Origin of the sequence: Dyella agri, assembly GCF_044904705.1 — a bacterium.
Taxonomy (GTDB): domain Bacteria; phylum Pseudomonadota; class Gammaproteobacteria; order Xanthomonadales; family Rhodanobacteraceae; genus Rhodanobacter_A; species Rhodanobacter_A agri.
Window position 1 is genome coordinate 40,554 of record NZ_JADIKL010000015.1, and the last position, 17,031, is coordinate 57,584.

Consider the following 17,031-nt stretch of genomic DNA (forward strand, 5'->3'; position numbering starts at 1 on the left):
ACGTCCCTGCCGTGCGCGGGGCTGCTGCTGCGCACAGGGTAACCGTTGCGGGCGCCCAGCCATAGCCGGGCGCCCCGCGGGCTCAGCGGCGCCGCCAGCTGGGCGGTACCAGCGAGCGCTGACGCAGGGCCAGCACCAGCAGGGCCGTCGAGCACAGCAGGCACAGCGTCAAGGCCACCACCGAAGCCTCGGCGCCGAACACGCCGCCACTGAGCCAGTCTGGCCCGGTGCGCGTGGACACCAGCCAGCCATCGGCCTTCATGCCCGACACCGGGATGCCGTAGACCGTGCCCTGGCAGAAGTTCCAGGCTGCATGCAGGCCCATGCAGAGCGGCAGCGAGCGGGTCACGTTGTACAGCAGGCCGAACAGCAGCCCCGCCTCGACCGTGATCGCCAGCGAGCTCCACACCGTGGCGCCAGGATTGGCGGCATGGGCGAGGCCGAAGAACAGCGACGAAACCAGCAGCGCCGCCCAGGTGCCGAGGCCTTCTTCCACGAAGCGGAACAGCGCGCCGCGGAACATGATCTCCTCGCCCACGCCGGCACCGATACCTACCATCAGCAACGGTGTCACCCAGTTGGCATGCGGATTGAACCCGGTGACGTGGTAGACACCCAGCAGCCAGAGTACGCCGACCACGGTGCTGAACAGGGCGGCGCCAGCCGCGATGCCGACGATGGCCCGCGATGCAGCGTTGCGCGACAGCAGTTCGGCCGGCTTGCGGCGCTCGATCAAGAAGGTCACCACCAGGTAGGCCACCAGGGCTGGGAGGATGCGGCCAACCATCTGGCCCAGCCCTGCCTGCAGTGGCGTGCCTTTGCTGGTCCATCCCAGCATGTGCATGGCGAATTCCACCAGCCTCACGCCGGGAATGAACACGATCACGAAGGCGAGCAGCCGCGCCAGTGGCGAAAACACCATCCAGCGTTGCCAGCCGGGCGTGCCTGCGGGCGTGACGAAAGCGACCTGTTGGCCGGAGACGATCATGAAAACCCCTTGGTGATTGTTGGTGGGCATGAGTCTGCCGGGCGCCGCAAGTCGGCGCCCAGTGACCTCAGTCATGCCTTGCCAGAGGTCACGCCTCGATCGCGGTCGCGTGCTCGCGCGTGGCCGAGAAGCGCACCGCCGGCGAACGTTCCTGCGCCAGCTGCAGGTTCACCCGCGAGGGCGCCAGGTAGACTAACTCGCCCGCGGCGTCGATGGCGAGGTTCATCGCGTTCTTCTCGCGGAACTCCTCCAGCTTCTTCGCGTCGTCGCAATGCACCCAGCGTGCGGTGGCCACGGTCACCGGCTCAAACGCGGCGTCCACGCCGTACTCGTCCTTGAGCCGGTAAGCCACTACGTCGAACTGCAGCACGCCCACCGCGCCAAGGATCAGGTCGTTCGACATCAAGGGGCGGAAGAACTGGGTGGCACCCTCCTCGGACAGCTGCGCCAAGCCCTTCTGCAGCGCCTTCATCTTCAGCGGGTCGCGCAGGCGGGCGCGGCGGAACAGCTCGGGCGCGAAGTTGGGGATGCCGGTGAAGGAAACAGGCTCGCCCTCGGTGAAGGTGTCGCCGATGGAGATGGTGCCGTGGTTGTGCAGGCCGATCACGTCGCCGGGGTAGGCGGTTTCCACGATCTCGCGGTCCGAGGCCATGAAAGTGAGCGCGTTGGCGATGCGCACTTCCTTGTTCGTGCGCGTCTGGATCATCTTCATGCCGGCGTTGTAGGTGCCCGAGCAGACGCGCATGAAGGCCACGCGGTCACGGTGCGCGGGGTCCATGTTCGCCTGGATCTTGAATACGAAGCCGGTGAGCTTTTCCTCCTCCGGCTGCACTTCGCGCGAGGTGGTGGTGCGTGCGCGTGGCGCGGGCGCGTGCTCGACAAAGAAGTCCAGCAGCAGCTGCACACCGAAGTTGTTCACCGCCGAGCCGAAGAACACCGGGGTGAGCTTGCCAGCGAGGTACTCGTCCAGGTCGAAGGAGGGCGCGGCGCCCTGTACCAGCTCCAGCTCGTCGCGCAACTCGGCCAGCGCCTCGCTGCCGATGGCTGCTTCTAGGCCCGGTGCGTCCAGGCCCTTGAAGATGGTGGAGTCCTGGCGGGTGAAGTTCTTGCCCTGCTCGAACAGGTGCACTTCATCCAGTAGCAGGTGGTACACACCCTTCAGCCGCTTGCCCATGCCGATCGGCCAGGTCAGCGGCGCACAGGCGATGCCGAGCACGGATTCCACCTCGTCCAGCAGTTCGATCGGCGACTTGCCTTCGCGGTCGAGCTTGTTGATGAAGGTCATGATCGGCGTGTCGCGCAGGCGACACACCTCCATCAGCTTGATTGTGCGTTCCTCAACGCCTTTGGCGCAGTCGATCACCATCAGCGCCGAGTCCACCGCGGTGAGCACGCGGTAAGTGTCCTCGGAGAAGTCCGCGTGGCCGGGGGTGTCGAGCAGGTTGACGATCTTGCCCTCGTAAGGGAACTGCATCACCGACGACGTCACCGAGATGCCACGCTCTTTCTCCAGCGCCATCCAGTCGGACGTTGCATGGCGCGCGGCCTTGCGGCCCTTCACCGAGCCGGCCATCTGGATCGCGCCGCCGAACAGCAGCAGCTTTTCCGTCAGCGTGGTCTTGCCCGCGTCAGGATGGCTGACGATGGCAAAGGTGCGGCGGCGGTGGGTTTCGGCGAGATGACTGGACATGGCGATGGGGTAGGCGCGTAGCGTGAACCGCCTATTGTAGCGGGGCGGCCCGCCTGTCATGCAGGGCCTGGTTCAGGCCGCCTTGAACGTCACCACCAGTACGTCACGATGCGCCGCCCGCCCGGGATCCTTGGGCACCACCGGGGTGACGCCATGGAACACGCGGTGGTCGTCGAGCAGGGCGGCGTCGAAGGTATGGGCGAGGGTGAATTGGCCCAGTTCGCGGCCGTCGGGCGCATGGATGGTGGTGGTGCCACGTTCGATGTTTTCGCGGTCGATCAGCAGCACCAGCACATAGTCCACGCCGTCGCGATGCACACCTTCGGGCGTGGGTTCGCCGGCCTCGCCGGCGCTTGCCTCGATGCGGAACTGATGCACCTCGATGCGCCAGTGCTGTGCCGCCGGCGCCAGTGCGCCGAAACCGTCGCGGCAGAACGCGAGGATGCGTTGCAGGCTGGCGCTGTCCGCGATCGCCGGCACGACCGGTTCGAACCAGCGCTCGATGTCACCCTGCAGCGTGTTGTAGGCCAGGCTCTGGTAATGCGGCTGGTGCGGTTCGCGGCGGATCGTGCCGTCGGCATCGGCGGCGAACACCGCGTGCCGGCGGCGACGCTGGCGGCCGCGTGCGGCGAGGTAGCTGTCTTCGCCGAGATCGTCCCAGCTCGCGGCGAAGGCAGGCCAGTCGGCCAGCGTGGCAGCGTCGAGCAGGCCGCGCATGGCATCGGCGGTGACGAAGGTGAAGCCGTCGCGTCGCAGCGCGGCGCGCAAATCGGGGGGCGTGGGGGCGTTCATGCGCGCAAGCTAGCAGGAAGCGCATGAAACGGCACTGGCTTGCCGATGGCCGTGCCGGGGCGGTACCTCAGAGTGCTTTTGCGAAGGCGCGAGGCGCGACTTCCGCATGAGGTGGCCGGATCGGTGCCCCGGTCGGGAACGCCTGCTCCAGCCACGCCGGCACCGGGATGCCCTTCTCGCGCAGGAAGGCGGGATTGAACAGCTTGGCCTGGTAGCGCGTGCCGGCGTCGGCCAGTACTTCGCAGCCGGTGAGCTCGCTGGCATAGCGCAGGCGGATCAACGGGGTGCGGCCCACGCGGGCGGAAAGGCCTGCTTGGATGCTCTTGGTCGGCACTGGGGCAGGGGATTGGGGGTGAGGCGCGGGCACCAGGCGCAGGTGGGGCTTCAGCTTGCGCCGGCCTTTGCGCAGACGGCCAATACATATCACGAATATGCATATGAACGTCCAGACGTTTAGACGTCTATTGACAGGATGGCGGGGCATCGGCAATATCGTCCGCACTCATCGAGACCGGCTGAGGGACAGGCCCTTTGAAGCCGGGGCAACCTGCGGAATGTTCCGCGACGGTGCCAACTCCTGCGGCGGCGCATGGCGCCCGCCGGCAGATGGGCGGCTTGCGCAGTCGGCTTCGTGCCGTACGCGCGGGGCTCCTCTCCGGCATCCGCAGGGCGATGCCGAACGGAGAGACGCATGAGCCAGCTGCCCGAAACCCGCACCCCCTGTAGCGCCGAGGTGATCGCGCTTCCCGTCGCGCCGCGTGCGCGTGGCGGGCTTGGCGTGCAGCGCAGCGCGCGGCGGCTGGTGCTCAACCCGAAGTACGGCAGCGGCCCGCGCGAGGTCGATGTGCGCTACCTGTGGAGCGGTGCGCCGGATGCACCCACCGTGATCGTGCAGGGCGGCATCTCCGCGAACCGCGACGTCACCGCGCCGGCCGATGCGGCGCCGGGCTGGTGGCAGGAACTGGTGGCCGAGGGCGCCGCGATCGACCTCAGCGGCTTCCGCGTACTGGCGATCGACTGGCTCACCCCGGCCGAACTCGGCACCGCCACCATCTCCAGCGAGGATCAGGCCGACGCACTGGTAGCGCTGCTGGATGCGCTCGGCATCGCCAGGGCGCACGCTTTCGTGGGTTCCTCCTATGGCGCGATGGTGGCGCTGGCCTTCGCCGCGCGGCACCCGCAACGGGTGGGGCGGCTGGTGCTGCTGTGTGGCGCGCACCGCGCGCATCCGCTCTCCACCGCGCAGCGCAGCGTGCAGCGCGGCATCGTGCGGCTAGGCCAGCAGAGCGGCCAGCTGGACGAGGCGCTGGCGCTGGCGCGCCAGCTGGCGATGACCACTTATCGCGGCAGTGCCGAGTTCGGCCGCCGTTTCGCCGGCGGGCCGGAATGGCGCGGGGATCGCTTCCATTTCCCGGTCGAGGATTACCTGGAGCACCAGGGCCGCCGCTTTGTCGAGCGCTTCGACGCCGAGCGCTTCCTGGCGCTGTCCGAGTCCATCGACCTGCATGACGTGGCCCCCGAGCAGGTGCCGCTGCCGGCCACTCTGATCGGTTTTCCCTCCGATCGCCTCGTGCCACTGGCCGACCTTTGCGAATTGCAGCGCCGCCTGCGCGGCCCGGCCACGCTGGAAGTGGTGGAGTCGCCCTACGGCCACGACGCCTTCCTCAAGGAGCCGGAGCAACTCGCGCCACTGCTGCGCGAAGCCCTGCGCTGAGCCTCACTACGACGACACCATCGCGACTTTGAATTTCGGGAGTACCACCATGAGCGAAACCACATCCCCCTGTACCCGCGCGGTTCGCGCCGGCATCGAGAGCGATACCCAGCACGGCGCGGTGGTGCCGCCGCTGCACCTGTCGACCAACTACAGCTTCGAGGGTTTCGGCAAGAAGCGCCCCTACGACTACTCGCGCAGCGGCAACCCCACGCGCGATCTGCTGGCAAATGCGCTGACCGAGCTGGAGCAGGGCGCGGGCGCGGTAGTCACCGCCAGCGGTATGGCCGCAGTGGCGCTGGCGCTGGAACTGGTGCCGGCCGGCGCCACGGTGCTGGCCGCGCACGATTGCTACGGCGGCACCTGGCGCATCCTCGACGCCTGGGCGAAGAAAGGCCGCTTCGCGGTGCAGTTCGCCGACCTCACCGATCCCGCAGCGCTGGCTGCCGGCCTTGCCGCCAAGCCTGCGCTGGTGTGGGTGGAAACGCCGTCCAACCCGCTGCTGCGCATCACCGACATCCGCCACGTGGCGCAGGCCGCGCACGCCGCGGGCGCGCTGGTGGTGGTGGACAACACCTTCCTCTCGCCCGCCCTGCAGCAGCCGCTAGCGCTGGGCGCCGACGTGGTGGTGCATTCCACCACCAAGTACATCAACGGCCACAGCGACGTGGTGGGCGGCGCCGTGGTGGCGCGCACGCCGGAGCTGGCCGAGCAGCTCAAGTGGTGGGGCAACTGCAACGGCCTCACCGGCGCGCCGTTCGACAGCTACCTCACCCTGCGCGGCCTGCGCACGCTGGGCGTGCGCCTGCGCCAGCACCAGGAGAACGCCGAGCGCATCGCCGCGCACCTGGACGGCCATGCCGCGGTGCGCAAGGTGTACTACCCCGGCCTCGCGTCCAACCCGTACCACGCGCTGGCCGCGCGCCAGCAACAGGGTTTCGGCGCCATGCTCAGTTTCGAGTTGGAAGGCGACGAGGCACAGATCGCTGCCTTCGTCGATGGCCTTGAATACTTCTCGCTGGCCGAATCGCTGGGCGGCGTGGAGAGTCTGATCGCGCATCCCGCCACCATGACCCATGCTGCGATGGCGCCGGAAGCGCGCCGCAAGGCCGGCATCGCCGATGCCTTGCTGCGCGTGTCGGTGGGCATCGAGGACGGCGACGACTTGCTGCGTGACCTCGATGCCGGGCTGGCGCGCGCCGTGGCCGCGAGCAAATCCAAACGCGCGGTGGGTGCATGAACGCGGTGCTGGCCCAGGCCGTGCCGGCGGCGGAGTGTGAGCCGGTGCCCGCCATTGCCGTGGTGCTGCTCGGCACCGGCGTCGTCGGCGGAGCTTTCCTCAAGCTGCTGAATACACCAGCCGCCGCCTCGCTGCGGCTGGTCGGCGCGGCCAACTCGCGCCGTCAGCAGACCGAACCCGTGAAGCTTGCCGAACGCAACCTGCGCGAGCAGCTGAAGAGCACTGGTGCGCAGCGCGACGACGCGGCCTTGCTCGCCGCGCTTGATGCCAGCGGCGCGGCGATCAAGGTGATCGTGGACGCCACCGCGAGCGCCGAACTCGCGGCGCGCCATGCGGAATGGCTGGCACATGGCTACCACGTGGTTACCGCCAACAAGTCGCTGGGCGGCGGCGAACTGCCGGGCTGGCGCACGCTGCAGGCTGCGTTGGCCAACGGTGCGCGTTATGGCGATTCCGCCACCGTGGGCGCCGGCCTGCCGGTGCTTTCCACACTGCGCCGGCTGCGCCAGTGCGGCGACGCGCTGCTCACGCTGGAAGGTGTGTTCTCCGGCTCGCTCTCCTACCTCTTCAACAGCTACGACGGCAGCCGGCCGTTCTCCGTGCTGTTGCGCGAGGCCCGCGAGCGCGGCTACACCGAACCCGATCCGCGCGCCGATCTCTCGGGCGAGGACGTGGCGCGCAAGCTGCTCATCATCGCCCGCAACGCCGGCTTCGCGCTGGGCTGGGACGAGGTGCAGGTGGAAGGCCTGGTGCCCGAGTCATTGCGAGCGTTGGGCACGGAGGCTTTCCTGGATCGCCTGGAAGAGCTCGACGAGCCGCTTGCCGCCCGCCACGCCGAGGCGAAGGCGCGCGGCAACGTGTTGCGTTTTCTGGCCCGGCTCAACCAGCGCGGTCGGGCCCGCGTGGGCCTGTCCGAGGTGCCGGCCAACCATCCCGCCGCGCGCCTCTACGGCACCGACAACCAGTTCGCGCTCACCACCACCCGTTACCACACCCAGCCGCTGGTGATCCAAGGGCCGGGCGCGGGGCCGGAGGTCACGGCGCAAGCCTTGCTGGGCGACGTGCTGGCATTGGGCTGAAAGCTGTGGTGTAGAAGCGCACCCAGTGCGCGAATGCCCTGGCGCTTGACCGAGGCCAGAGCCATCGCGCACGGGGTGCGCTCCTGCGGTTACGCTTTTGGCACGTATTGCAGGTACGGTTCCGCTTCGCGCAACGCGCGGGCGAAAGAGGGGCGCTCCATCAATCGCCGCCGGTAGGCGGCGAGATGCGGGAAGTCGTCCAGCGGCTCGGCCCAGTCGGAATAGAACAGCGGCGGCGCCGTCGCGCAGTCGGCCATGGTGAATGTATCGCCGGTTGCCCAGGTGCGCTCGCGCATGTCCTGTTCGACAAGCGCATAGGCCGTGCGCAACTGCGCACGCGCCTGCGCCACGCCGACGGGATCGTGACCGTCCTCCGGGCGTAGCCGGTCGGTGATGATCTTCTGCGTCGGCACGTGCAGGTACAGGTCGAAGAAACGGTCGCGCTCGCGTACTTCCAGCGCGGCCTGCGGATCGGCGGGCAGCAGCGCCGTGCGGCCGGGATAGTGCAGCGCCAGGTACTCGATGATGATGCTGGACTCCGGCACGGTCCGGCCGCGCGCCTCATCGCGCAGCACCGGAAAGCGCAGGATCGGCCACACCTTCCGGAAATCCTCGCGCGAGGCTTCGTCGTCCAGACGCACCATGCGCGGTTCGAACGGCGTGTCGTTCTCGTACAAGGCGATCAGTACCTTGTGGCAGAACGAGGACAAGGGGTGCATGTAGAGCAACAGGCTCATGAGGGTTTCCTTGCGGAGCGAGGTCGCGATGGCGACCTTTCACGGCAGCGACGAGCGGGCAGAAGTCTTTTCGACAAGCCGGGCGATTGTTGTCGGAGTTGACCAGGTGCCGGCGTTCGCTGCACTCCACCCTCAAGTTGGACAGGCGGACCCGGCCGGGTGAACACTCAGCCCGCGATGGGGCCGCCACCTGCTTCGGCGACGGGCAGCAGCACGGGTTTCACGCGCACGGCCAGCACCACGCCGGCCACCAGCAGCGCGATACCGAACAGGGCCGGCGGCGCCGGCAGGTGATGGCGCAGCACGAAGGCATAGACCAGCGCGGCAAGCGTCTCGAACACGATCAGTTGACCGACCAGTGCAGTGGGCAGGCGCTGGCTGGCCTCGTTCCAGCACAGCGTGCCCAGCCACGAGGCGAACAGGCCGATTGCCGCCATCAGGCCGACGAACAGCGCGGGGTGCGGCCCCAGCGGCATCGGAAAAGCGTTGCCGCCGACCTTCATTGCGCCCCAGACCATGGCATAGCCGAGCGTTGCCAGGGGTAGCATGGCCACCCCTTGCGCCGTGGCCCAGGCACGCGGATTGCGGTCGGGGTGATGGCGCAGCCAGTCGGCGTTGCGCAGCGGATACCAGGTCCAGCAGGCCACGGCGCCGCAGGCGAACAGGGCGCCGGCGGCGTAGCGCGCGAGGTCTTCGTGCGTGTGGCGCAACGCGGCCAGCTCGGCGTGGTTCACGCTGGCGATGCCGGCGACGATCAGCAGCAGCGGGGGAGCCAGCCGCAGCCATGGCAGCCGGCCATCGCGTCGGCCGTTGCGCAGGTTGGCGGCGATGGCGATGACCACCGGCAAGGTGCCGACGATCATCGTGGGCAGTGGTGCGCCGGCGCGCTGGATGGCGCTGGCCAGGCACAGGTAGTACAGCAGGTTGCCCACCGTGACGAGCTTGATCGCCTCGATCCAGTCGGCGCGGTCGAGCCGGCGCAACGCGCCGCGGTGCAGCCACGCCAGCGGCAGCGCGATCAGGCCGAAGGCGAGATAGCGCGCTACCGACTGCAAGGCCGGCGGGTAGTCCGGCAACAACAAGGGCGCGACGAAGACCATGCCCCACATCAGGCCGGCCACGAGTGCGTAGAGGGTTCCTTTCAACATGCGCGCAGCGTGGCGTGCCGCGGGGCGTCCGTCTTGAAGCAGATTGCTGTGGGCGTGCCCGTGCTCAGCTTCGTACCTGTCGCTGGTAGCGCGCCGGCGTCACGCCATAGCGCCGCACGAACGCACGGGTGAGATGGGCCTGGTCGCTGAGGCCGGTGGCCGCTGCCACCTGGGCCGGCGGCTCGCCCGTATCGAGCAGGCGCTTGGCGCGGGACAGCCGCAACGCCATCAGCAACTGCTGCGGGGTGGCGTGATGTTGCGCGCGGAACTGGCGCAGGAAATGGAACGGGCTGAGTCCGGCCACGGCGGCCAGCTGGTCGAGGCTGAGGCGGTCGGCCAGGTGCGCATGCAGATAGTCGATCACCGGCGCGAAGCGCATGGCCGCCTGCACCGGCGCCGGGCGTGGCGTGCGGGCATGTGTGCGGAAACGGTCGAGCAGCACCGCAAGCAAGCTGTCGAAGGCCAGTGGCTCGTCGGCTTGCCAGAGCGCGTCGAGCAGGGCGGCGACTTCGTGTGCGCCACTCTGGTCCGTGCGCACCGCCTGGTCGAACCACCAGCCTGGCTCGCCGGAGACCTGTGCCGTCAGCACCGGGTCGATATAGATCATGCGGTAGCGCCAGCCGCCTGCAGTCTCGGCGCTGCCGGTGTGCAGCTCGTCGGCGTTCATCGTCACCAGCGAGCCAGGCGGCGCCAGGTGTTCGGCGCCGCGGTAGCGGAACCGTTCCACGCCGGATTCGATCGCCCCCAGGCCGAAGCCGTCATGGCAATGCAGATCGAAGGCGTGCCGCACGATATGCGCGCGATACAGCTCGATGACGGCGCGGTGTGGCGGATGCCGGAACTGCGCCGTGTCGGCGGGGTGATCGAACTGGCCGGGTACGCCTTGCATGCGCCGATGATGGCACGCCGCGGCGTTTCAGTCGTCCGCATCCCCGCCGGCCAGAGCGCTCAGCCGGCTACGCGTGAGTGGACCGAAGCGCAGGCGTTCGCACAGATCCTGCAGCGCGCTGCCGTCGCCGCGCCGGCGACGCAGCGCGTCGGCACCCTCCGGCACCGGCGCATCGAGCGCGATGCGGGTAAGCCGCCGGTAGAGCAGTGCCTGTTCGCCGTGTTCGCGCAGTTTCGCGGCACAGCTGGCGGCGCCGCGCAGGCGCAGGAAGGCCACTTCGTCCACGCGTTCGAGCAGCGCTTCGAGGTTGCCAAAGTGGCTGAGCAGGGCCGCGGCGGTCTTGGCGCCGATGCCGGGCACGCCGGGAATGTTGTCCACCGCATCGCCGCACAAAGCGAGGTAGTCGGCCACCTGGTGCGGGTGCACGCCGAGTTTTTCGTGCACGCCGGCGGGGCCCCAGCGCAGGTTGCGGGCGTAGTCCCACTGCTCGTCGTGCTCGCCCAGCAGCTGGCCGAAGTCCTTGTCGGCGGAGACGATCACGCCGGGCACGCCATGCGCGCGCAGGTTCCACAGCGCGCTGCCGATCAGATCGTCGGCCTCGTAGCTGTGGTCGATCATCACCGGGATGCCCAGCGCCGCGGTGACTTCGCGGCACAGCACGAACTGGCGTTCCAGGTCGGGCGGCGGCAGTTCGCGGTTGGCCTTGTAGGGCGGGTAGATGGCGTTGCGGAACGAGCTGGTGAGTGAGGCATCGAAGGCCACTGCCAGGCGCTCCGGCCGCACCTTTTCCAGCAGTTCGCACAGGAAGCGCGTGTAGCCGTGCACGGCGTTGGCTGGATGGCCGTCGGCGTCGTGGAATTCGTCCGGCATCGAATGCCAGGCGCGGAACACGTAGAGGCTGCCGTCGACCAGATGCGCGGCGTTGCGACGGTTCGCGTTCACGGCGCCCACGTGCTCAGCAGGTCGGCCAGCGCGGGGCGTTCGCGGTCGGGAACCTCGACCTGCGGCGTGCCCAGGTGCACGAAGGCGACCACGTGCTCGTTGGCGGCCAGGCCGAGCAGGGATGCCACGTCGGGATCGTAGGCGGCCCAGCCGGTGAGCCATTGCGCGCCGTAGCCCAGTGCATACGCGCCGAGCAAGATGTTGTAGGCCACATTGCCGGCGCACAGGCGCTGTTCGATCTCCGGCACGGTGCTGCTGTCGTCGAACCGCGCGACCACCGCGATCACCAACGGTGCGAAGGTGTAGCGCAGGCGTTCTTTCTCGCGCTTGGCTTCAGAGAGTTCGGGCTGCTTGCGGATCGCAAGTTCTGCCAATCGCTCGCCGAAGCGCAGCTTGGCCTCGCCCGCAAGGCGGATCAGGCGGAACGGCACCAGCTTGCCGTGATCCGGCACGCGGATCGCGGCGTCGAGCAGGTCGCGCAGCGTGGCTTCGTCGGGCGCAGGTTCGCCCAGTTGGCGCGAGGGAACGGAGTGGCGCTGCTGCAGCAGCTCGAGCGGGGTGGCCATGGCGGGATCGCGTCGCGGAAAGCCGCATGGTAACCCGCGCGATGCGAAGCTATTGAACAGGCGCTCGGCGCGGGGGCAGTGTGAACGCGCCGGGCAGCAGTGCCGCCACGCTGGTCTGGCTGGTATCGCCGTTGAGGTTGGCAAGCAACACCGGCATATCGCCGTCGCACAGCTCGCTGAGTACCTGGCGGCAGGCGCCGCAGGGGCTTACCGGCGACGTGGTGTCGGCGATCACCGCGATCGCCGCGAAGTCGCCCGGCTTGCACCCGGCCGCGATGGCGGCGAACAAGGCGGTGCGCTCGGCGCAGTTACACAGGCCGTAGGAGGCGTTCTCCACGTTGCAGCCGGCGAAGCGGCGGCCGTCGCGGGCCAGCAGGGCCGCGCCCACAGCGAAGCCGGAATACGGGGCATGCGCCTGTTCGCGTGCGGCGCGCGCCAGCGCCAGCAGTTCGTCATGCGGGATGGAAACGGACATCGTGTTCTCCGTGTTCCCCCGGGCGGCGGGTCAGAGTAGCGCGCCGTGGGCGAGGCGTCCAAACGCGCGCAGTCGTGGCAAGATGCAATGATCTTCCAGCAGGGGATGCGCCATGCCGATCACCGTTGCCGCCTTGCGCGAAACCGCCGCCGGCGAACGCCGTGTGGCGATCACGCCCGAGATGGCGAAGAAGCTCAGCGGCAAGGGCTTGCGCGTGCTGCTTGAGCGCGGCGCGGGCACGGCCGCGGGTTTCCCGGACGACGCTTATGCGAATGCGGATTTCGCCGACGCCGCGGGCGTGCTGGCACAGGCCGACCTGCTGGCCTGCGTGCTGCCGCCGGACGATGCGGTGTTCGCAGCCTTGCGCGAAGGCGCCGTGGTCGTGGGGCAATTGCGTCCTTACGGCGCGGCGTCGCGTATCGAGGCGTTGGCCGCGCGCAGGCTCAGCGCGTTCTCGCTGGAGTTGTTGCCGCGTACCACGCGGGCGCAGGCGATGGATGTGCTGAGCTCGCAGGCGGCGGTGGCCGGTTACCGCGCCATGCTGATCGCCGCCGAGGCCTGCCCCAAGTTCTTCCCAATGCTCACCACTGCCGCGGGCACCATCCGTCCTTCCAAGGTGTTGGTGATCGGTGCCGGCGTGGCCGGCCTGCAGGCGATCGCCACCGCGCGCCGGCTGGGCGCGCAGACCGAGGGCTACGACGTACGCCCGGAGACGCGCGAACAGGTCGAGTCGCTGGGCGCCAAGTTCCTCGACCTCGGTGTCAGTGCCGCGGGTAGCGGCGGTTATGCGCGCGAGCTGTCGGTGGAGGAGCGCGCGGCGCAGCAACAGGCGCTGGCCGAACACTTGAAGGTGTTCGACGTGGTCGTCTCCACCGCGGCGGTGCCGGGCCGGCCGGCGCCGAAGATCTTGTCGGCCGCGATGATCGCGGGCATGAAGCCTGGCGCGCTGGTCGTCGACCTTGCCGCCGAGAGCGGCGGCAATTGCGAGCTGACCCGGCCGGGCGAGCGCGTGGAGCACGGCGGCGTCACCATCCTGGGGCCGCTCAACCTGCCGGCCGGCGCGCCGCTGCATGCCTCGGAGATGTATGCGCGCAACGTGGCGAACTTCGCCGAACTGCTGCTGAAGGACGGGGCGTTGCAGCCGGACTACGACGACGAACTGGTGGCGAAAAGCTGCCTGGTGCGTGCCGGCGAGGTGTTGTTCAAAGGCTGATCGCACCGGCGCCCCGCGCCGGTCAGCGCCCCGGGGCCTGGTGCAGCCAGCGCAACCGCTGGGCGGGCGGCATCGCGTGCCACTGCTTCATCAGTTGGGCGCGACGCTCCGGCGGCAACTGCTGGAAACGCTGGTAGGCCGCGTGCAGCTGGTCGCGCTGTGCGGGCGGAAGCTGGTGGAACAGGCGTTGGTTCTCGCGTGCTTGCTGGCGTTCGTTCGGCGTCATCTGTTGCCAGTGCTGGATCCGCTCGCGGATCTCGTCGCGCTTCCCGGGGGGCAGGGTCACCCAGTGCTCGCTTTTCTCCAGCAGGCGCTGCTGCCGCCGCGGCGGCATGCTGTTCCATTCCTGATGCAAAGGCGCCAACACGTCGCGCTGGGCAGGCGTGAGGCTGTTCCATGTGGTCGGCGCGGGCGCGTTCTGCGCGTGCAGCGCAGGCGCGACGAGGCCGCCGATCAGGGCAGCGAGGGCAAGCGACAGCAGCGGGCGGGCGGATGAGGTCATGGATTCAGTGGGTGGGCGGCTGGCTGTCGTTGGCGGCCAGCCAGCCGTAGAAGTCGAGGTTCTGGTACAGGTTGGGATCGGCCTGCTCGGGGTCGGGCGGCAGCGCATTGTCGGTCTCGCTGCCGTTGCCGGCGGCGGCCGCCGCGGTGGCCGCGGTGGCCGGGGCTTCGGCGGTCGGGCGCGGCGCGGACGGCCATGCCAGCAAGGCGGCCAGCGCGATCATCGCGCAGGCACCGGACGGAACCAGCCAGCGGGCGAGGTGGTGCGGGCGATGCCCGTGCTGCGTGCCGGCCAGCGCTTCGCGGCGCGCGGCGCGCAAGCGTCCGGCGGTGGTCGGGTCGATGCGCCGCGCGGCCTCGTGGTAAAGGGTGCGGGCGCGCTGTTCCAGCGGCTTGTCCGTCATGTTGTCCGGCCTGCCCGTATCGGGCCTGCGCGTGTCAGGCGTGTTCATCGCCAGTCCTCCAATTGCGTGCGCAGCCGTTGCATGGCGCGCGACAGATGCGTTTTCACACTGCCTTCGGAGCAGCCCATCGCCTGCGCCGTCTCGGCCACGTCCAGACCCTCGAGCATGCGCAACATGAAGGCCTCGCGCTGGCGCTGCGGCAATTCGCGCAGCGCGGCGCTGAGGTCGCTCCAGGACTGCGCGTCCTGTACGCGATCCAACGGACCCGGACCGTGGTCGGCCGGCTCCCAGCTGGGCAACTCGTCACCTTCGTCGTCGCGACCGCCGCCCAGCCAGCCCACCACGATCGAGCGCACCTTGCGGCGGCGCTGCAGGTCGACGATGCGGCGGCGCAGGATGCCCCAGAACAGCGGCGCCCATTCGCCGGCCGGCTTGTCGCGGTAATGCTTGACCAGCCGCAACATGGCGTCCTGCACCGCGTCCATGGCGTCCTCGCGCTGGCGCAGGTTCAGTTCGGCCACGCGGAAGGCGCGCCGCTCCACCTGCGCCAGAAAGGCGTCGAGGGTGGCCGGGGTCTCCTGCGCAGTCTCGGCCAGCAGTTCGGAATCGAGTGCGCCGGCGAGGCTGTTCATGGCCGCCTCGTCCGCATCGTCGGCAGATGCATGCCTGGGCTCCATCGGATCGACACCCGTGCTCAACGCTGCAGGCTCGCGCGGGTTGACCGGCACCCGTATGATGCGGGAATGCCGGTGTTCCGGCAGGCGGCACTCATTGGGGGCGGGGTCATGATCGACGGGTTCCTGGCGCTGTACATCTTCATGCTGGCCGCGTTTACCGGCCACGAGATCATCGCGCGGGTGCCGGTGATCCTGCACACCCCGCTCATGTCCGGTTCCAACTTTGTTCACGGCATCGTGCTGGTGGGCGCCATGATAGCGCTTGGCCATGCCTCCACGCCGTTCGAGACCGGCCTGGGCTTCCTCGCCGTGCTGCTCGGCGCCGGCAACGCCGCCGGCGGCTACGTGGTCACCGAGCGCATGCTGGAGATGTTCAAGCCCAGCGCCGGCAAGCCGGGGGACAAGGCATGAGCTGGCTGCCCACCTTGGTCAAGGCCTGCTATTTCCTCGCCGCACTGCTGTTCATCCTGGGCCTGAAACGCATGAGTTCGCCGCGCACTGCGCGCGGCGGCATCGTGTGGGCAGGCGTGGGCATGCTGCTGGCGGTGCTGGCCACGTTCGCGCTGCCCGACATACACAACCGGGGGCTGATCCTTGCCGCGGTGCTGATCGGCGTGGCTGCGGCCTGGTGGAGCGGCCGTCGCGTGGCGATGACCGCGATGCCGCAGATGGTGGCTTTGTATAACGGCATGGGCGGCGGCGCGGCGGCGGGCATCGGCGCGGCGGAGCTGGTGGCGCACGTGCAGCGCGCCGCGGTGGCGGTGCCGGATACGTCGCCATTGCGACCGGAAAGCTGGGCGATGGGTGCGTTGCATCAGGTTGCCGCGGTGGCCCCGCTGTCGCCGGTGGCGTTGCTGCTTGGCGTATTGGGCGCGCTGATCGGCGCGGTGAGTTTCTCCGGTTCGCTGGTCGCCTTCGCCAAGCTGCAGGGCTGGATGGACAAGCGCTTCGTGTTCCCCGGCCAGCGCGTGGTGAATCTGCTGGTGCTGCTGCTGGCGCTGGTGCATGGCGCGATGCTGCTGACCGGGCACCTCGAACTGCCGGTGATCGCGGCCTTCTTCGTCCTTTCCCTGCTGTTCGGCTTGTTGATGACGCTGCCCATCGGCGGCGCCGACATGCCGGTGGTGATCTCGCTGTACAACGCCTTCACCGGCCTCGCGGTGGCATTCGAGGGCTACGTGCTGGGCAACGAGGCAATGATCATCGCCGGCATGGTGGTGGGTGCGGCCGGTACCTTGCTGACCCAGCTGATGGCCAAGGCGATGAACCGTTCGCTGGGCAACGTGCTGTTCGGCAGCTTCGGCGCGGCGGCGGGCGGTGCGGCGCAGGAAATCGCCGGCGCGCAGAAGCCGATCGAGGCCGCCGACGCGGCGGTGATGATGGCCTATGCCGAGCGCGTGGCGATCGTGCCGGGCTACGGCATGGCGGTGGCGCAGGCGCAGCACAAGGTGTGGGAATTCGCCAAGCTGCTGATCGAGCGCGGCGTGAAGGTGAAGTTCGCGATCCACCCGGTGGCCGGCCGCATGCCCGGGCACATGAACGTGCTGCTGGCTGAGGCGGGCGTGCCCTACGACCTGATCGAGGACATGGACGACATCAACCCCGAATTCCCCAATACCGACGTGGTGCTGGTGATCGGCGCCAACGACGTGGTGAATCCGATGGCGAAGACCGATCCGTCCTCGCCGATCTACGGCATGCCGATCCTCGACGTGGCGGCGGCGAAGCATGTCATCGTGGTCAAGCGCGGCAAGGGCACCGGTTTCGCCGGCATCGAGAACGCGCTGTTCTACGCCGACAACACCCGCATGCTGTACGGCGACGGCCAGGCCGCCGCAGGCCAGCTGGTCAGCGAGCTGAAGGCGCTGGATACCTGATATTGAAGAGTGCGGCCATGGATGGCCGCCCATTTGATTCTGGCGATCAGGGATGATCGCAAAGACATAGCGAGAGTGCGGCCATGGATGACCGCCCAT

At 68.9% G+C, this 17,031-nt stretch carries 19 protein-coding genes and 1 riboswitch; of the genes, 6 read left to right on the forward strand and 13 right to left on the reverse strand.

The window, feature by feature from the left end:
* Positions 1-82: 82 nt before the first annotated feature.
* The 4 genes from ISP14_RS17825 to ISP14_RS17840 all read right to left on the reverse strand — a co-directional run bounded on the left by ISP14_RS17825 (position 83) and on the right by ISP14_RS17840 (position 3,765).
* Positions 83-988, reverse strand: a complete 906-nt coding sequence (locus ISP14_RS17825) for a CPBP family intramembrane glutamic endopeptidase (protein ID WP_404542523.1) — start codon at positions 986-988, stop codon at positions 83-85.
* An 88-nt stretch (positions 989-1,076) separates the two neighbouring features.
* Complete coding sequence (locus ISP14_RS17830; RefSeq protein WP_404542525.1) at positions 1,077-2,678, reverse strand: peptide chain release factor 3; 1,602 nt, start codon at positions 2,676-2,678, stop codon at positions 1,077-1,079.
* Positions 2,679-2,750: 72 nt separating this feature from the next.
* Positions 2,751-3,470, reverse strand: a complete 720-nt coding sequence (locus ISP14_RS17835) for a 2OG-Fe dioxygenase family protein (RefSeq protein WP_404542527.1) — start codon at positions 3,468-3,470, stop codon at positions 2,751-2,753.
* 67 nt (positions 3,471-3,537) lie between these two features.
* Positions 3,538-3,765 carry a hypothetical protein gene (locus ISP14_RS17840; protein WP_404542529.1) on the reverse strand — a complete coding sequence of 76 codons (228 nt, stop codon included), beginning with the start codon at positions 3,763-3,765 and terminating at the stop codon, positions 3,538-3,540.
* 204 nt (positions 3,766-3,969) lie between these two features.
* Positions 3,970-4,083, forward strand: a riboswitch (SAM riboswitch).
* A 78-nt stretch (positions 4,084-4,161) separates the two neighbouring features.
* Here ISP14_RS17840 and metX point away from each other — a divergent pair.
* From metX to ISP14_RS17855, 3 genes are read left to right on the forward strand one after another with little or no spacing between them, the layout of a single operon-like run.
* Positions 4,162-5,184 (forward strand): homoserine O-succinyltransferase MetX, encoded by a 1,023-nt coding sequence (metX, locus tag ISP14_RS17845; protein ID WP_404542531.1) that lies wholly within the window; start codon positions 4,162-4,164, stop codon positions 5,182-5,184.
* Between the two features lie 49 nt (positions 5,185-5,233).
* Positions 5,234-6,424 carry a cystathionine gamma-synthase gene (gene metB, locus ISP14_RS17850; protein WP_404542534.1) on the forward strand — a complete coding sequence of 397 codons (1,191 nt, stop codon included), beginning with the start codon at positions 5,234-5,236 and terminating at the stop codon, positions 6,422-6,424.
* Positions 6,421-7,503: a homoserine dehydrogenase family protein gene (locus ISP14_RS17855; RefSeq protein WP_404542536.1), complete on the forward strand. Its 1,083-nt coding sequence runs from the start codon at positions 6,421-6,423 to the stop codon at positions 7,501-7,503. The genes metB and ISP14_RS17855 overlap by 4 nt, the downstream gene beginning before the upstream one ends.
* Before the next feature lie 89 nt (positions 7,504-7,592).
* Here the strand turns inward: ISP14_RS17855 and ISP14_RS17860 are convergent, their stop codons facing one another.
* The 6 genes from ISP14_RS17860 to ISP14_RS17885 form a co-directional block, all read right to left on the reverse strand.
* Complete coding sequence (locus ISP14_RS17860; protein WP_404542538.1) at positions 7,593-8,240, reverse strand: glutathione S-transferase family protein; 648 nt, start codon at positions 8,238-8,240, stop codon at positions 7,593-7,595.
* A gap of 167 nt (positions 8,241-8,407) precedes the next feature.
* On the reverse strand, positions 8,408-9,388 hold the full coding sequence (locus ISP14_RS17865; protein ID WP_404542541.1) for a DMT family transporter: 981 nt from the start codon (positions 9,386-9,388) through the stop codon (positions 8,408-8,410).
* 64 nt (positions 9,389-9,452) lie between these two features.
* On the reverse strand, positions 9,453-10,277 hold the full coding sequence (locus tag ISP14_RS17870; RefSeq protein WP_404542543.1) for an AraC family transcriptional regulator: 825 nt from the start codon (positions 10,275-10,277) through the stop codon (positions 9,453-9,455).
* Between the two features lie 27 nt (positions 10,278-10,304).
* The gene (locus tag ISP14_RS17875) at positions 10,305-11,228 is read right to left on the reverse strand and encodes a 5'-3' exonuclease (protein ID WP_404542545.1); all 924 of its coding nucleotides are present in this window, start codon (positions 11,226-11,228) and stop codon (positions 10,305-10,307) included.
* On the reverse strand, positions 11,216-11,785 hold the full coding sequence (locus tag ISP14_RS17880) for a nitroreductase family protein (RefSeq protein ID WP_404542548.1): 570 nt from the start codon (positions 11,783-11,785) through the stop codon (positions 11,216-11,218). The genes ISP14_RS17875 and ISP14_RS17880 overlap by 13 nt, the downstream gene beginning before the upstream one ends.
* 49 nt (positions 11,786-11,834) lie before the next feature.
* Positions 11,835-12,260 carry a cytidine deaminase gene (locus ISP14_RS17885; protein ID WP_449757837.1) on the reverse strand — a complete coding sequence of 142 codons (426 nt, stop codon included), beginning with the start codon at positions 12,258-12,260 and terminating at the stop codon, positions 11,835-11,837.
* A 112-nt stretch (positions 12,261-12,372) separates the two neighbouring features.
* On the opposite strand from ISP14_RS17885, the gene ISP14_RS17890 reads away from it, so the two are divergent.
* Positions 12,373-13,473: an NAD(P) transhydrogenase subunit alpha gene (locus tag ISP14_RS17890; RefSeq protein WP_404542551.1), complete on the forward strand. Its 1,101-nt coding sequence runs from the start codon at positions 12,373-12,375 to the stop codon at positions 13,471-13,473.
* A gap of 22 nt (positions 13,474-13,495) precedes the next feature.
* Here ISP14_RS17890 and ISP14_RS17895 read toward each other — a convergent pair whose 3' ends face one another.
* Genes ISP14_RS17895 through ISP14_RS17905 form a run of 3 tightly spaced genes read right to left on the reverse strand, consistent with a single transcriptional unit; the run spans position 13,496 to position 15,010 of the window.
* Positions 13,496-13,975, reverse strand: coding sequence for a DUF3106 domain-containing protein (locus tag ISP14_RS17895; protein WP_404542554.1), 480 nt, complete (start codon positions 13,973-13,975; stop codon positions 13,496-13,498).
* Between the two features lie 4 nt (positions 13,976-13,979).
* Complete coding sequence (locus ISP14_RS17900; RefSeq protein ID WP_404542557.1) at positions 13,980-14,426, reverse strand: hypothetical protein; 447 nt, start codon at positions 14,424-14,426, stop codon at positions 13,980-13,982.
* Positions 14,423-15,010: an RNA polymerase sigma factor gene (locus ISP14_RS17905; protein WP_404542559.1), complete on the reverse strand. Its 588-nt coding sequence runs from the start codon at positions 15,008-15,010 to the stop codon at positions 14,423-14,425. The genes ISP14_RS17900 and ISP14_RS17905 overlap by 4 nt, the downstream gene beginning before the upstream one ends.
* Before the next feature lie 153 nt (positions 15,011-15,163).
* On the opposite strand from ISP14_RS17905, the gene ISP14_RS17910 reads away from it, so the two are divergent.
* Positions 15,164-15,466 carry an NAD(P) transhydrogenase subunit alpha gene (locus ISP14_RS17910; protein WP_404542560.1) on the forward strand — a complete coding sequence of 101 codons (303 nt, stop codon included), beginning with the start codon at positions 15,164-15,166 and terminating at the stop codon, positions 15,464-15,466.
* On the forward strand, positions 15,463-16,932 hold the full coding sequence (locus ISP14_RS17915) for an NAD(P)(+) transhydrogenase (Re/Si-specific) subunit beta (protein WP_404542562.1): 1,470 nt from the start codon (positions 15,463-15,465) through the stop codon (positions 16,930-16,932). The genes ISP14_RS17910 and ISP14_RS17915 overlap by 4 nt, the downstream gene beginning before the upstream one ends.
* Positions 16,933-17,031 lie beyond the last annotated feature (99 nt).